The following is a 1,305-nucleotide window of genomic DNA, read 5'->3' as shown; positions in this document are numbered from 1 at the left end:
CTGCACCTGGATCCGGCCTTTGCCGCCAGCACGCCGTTCGAGCGTCCCATCGTCCATGGCATGCTGCTCGCCAGCCTGTTTTCCGGGCTGCTCGGCCAGCAACTGCCGGGTCAGGGGAGCGTCTATCTCGGCCAGAGCCTCTCCTTCAAGCAGCCGGTGTTTGTGGGGGATGAGGTCACCGCCGAGGTGGAGGTGATTGCCCTTCGTGAAGACAAGCCCATCGCTACTCTGGCCACCCGCATCTTCACCCAAGGCGGCGCGCTCGCAGTGACCGGCGAAGCCGTGGTGAAATACGGCTAGCGCAAGCGCATCTCGCCATAATCCATTCAGCCCGGCCCGCCGGGCTGAATGTTATCTGCCCATGACCTCACTTTTTCTGGCCCAATCCGGCCCAGGCCCTTTCCCTGTCGACCCTAACTGCCTAAAATAGCCGCCCTGCCATGTCAGGCATTCATCTAGTGAGAGGATTTTCCATGGAGACGTTTCTGCTCGAAGGCCACCCCTTCGTTGCCTTGTGTGATCTGATCAAGCATCAGGGTTGGGCCGATTGCGGCGGCGCGGCCAAGGCGCTGGTTGCCGAGGGTCTGGTGGAGGTCGATGGCCAGGTCGAGACTCGCAAGCGCTGCAAGATAGTGGCCGAGCAGGTGGTCAACTTCAACGGCATGAAGGTAGTGGTAAAAGAAGGGATTAGCCCCGAGATCCTCTGAGTCTCGCCGCCATCAGACCTTGATGGCGGGAGCGCCCAGTCAGGGGCCGATCCCTCTTCGGGATCGGAGTCTCTGACTCAGCTGGCCTTGATCGACAGGGTCAGCACGAAGCGAGCCATCGCCTCATCACCGTTTAACGACGGGCAGGTGGCCACCACCTGGATGGGGCGGTTGATGCGTTGCCCGGTCGCCAGCGACTCGTCAATCATGGCATCGATCGCCTCCCCCGCCTCGCAGTCAAAACGCACGTCCGCCTCGGGCCGTTTCAAAAACTCCCCCTGCACATCCTTGAAGGCGAAATGCACCTTCTTGCGCCGGGTACGCCCCTTCTCCATCACCAGCAAGCCCCCTACCAGATCGGCGCCGGTCGCCAGCGCGCCAAAATACATGCTGCCCAGATGATTGCGGGTGCGCCAGCCGAGCGGGATGCGGATGCGCAAGGCTTTGGCGTCCATCCGCTCGATGACGGGGGCACAGAAGCCGATGACGGGGATGTAGCGCCAGGCAAACAGACGCAGGGCGAGATTGGCTTTGAAGCGTTGCAAGTCCATATGCAAACTGATCCGATGAGTGAGTGTGAATGAAATGTTGCCAGCAT

3 protein-coding genes are annotated in these 1,305 nt (G+C 61.1%); 2 read left to right on the top strand and 1 reads right to left on the bottom strand.

Going from position 1 to position 1,305, the window contains the following annotated elements; translation table 11 throughout:
* On the top strand, positions 1-300 hold a 300-nt coding region (locus tag BN1137_RS21770; RefSeq protein ID WP_083443352.1), incomplete at its 5' end, for a MaoC family dehydratase.
* A 173-nt stretch (positions 301-473) separates the two neighbouring features.
* Positions 474-707: a ribosome-associated protein YbcJ gene (ybcJ, locus tag BN1137_RS03480; RefSeq protein WP_005324920.1), complete on the top strand. Its 234-nt coding sequence runs from the start codon at positions 474-476 to the stop codon at positions 705-707.
* A 77-nt stretch (positions 708-784) separates the two neighbouring features.
* Here the strand turns inward: ybcJ and BN1137_RS03475 are convergent, their stop codons facing one another.
* Positions 785-1,258, bottom strand: a complete 474-nt coding sequence (locus tag BN1137_RS03475) for a DUF4442 domain-containing protein (protein WP_050717265.1) — start codon at positions 1,256-1,258, stop codon at positions 785-787.
* Positions 1,259-1,305 lie beyond the last annotated feature (47 nt).

It is taken from the genome of Aeromonas tecta, assembly GCF_000820185.1.
GTDB classification, from domain to species: domain Bacteria; phylum Pseudomonadota; class Gammaproteobacteria; order Enterobacterales; family Aeromonadaceae; genus Aeromonas; species Aeromonas tecta.
The sequence above is the reverse complement of the archived record's forward strand: the minus strand, read 5'-3'. Positions and strand labels throughout refer to the sequence as shown.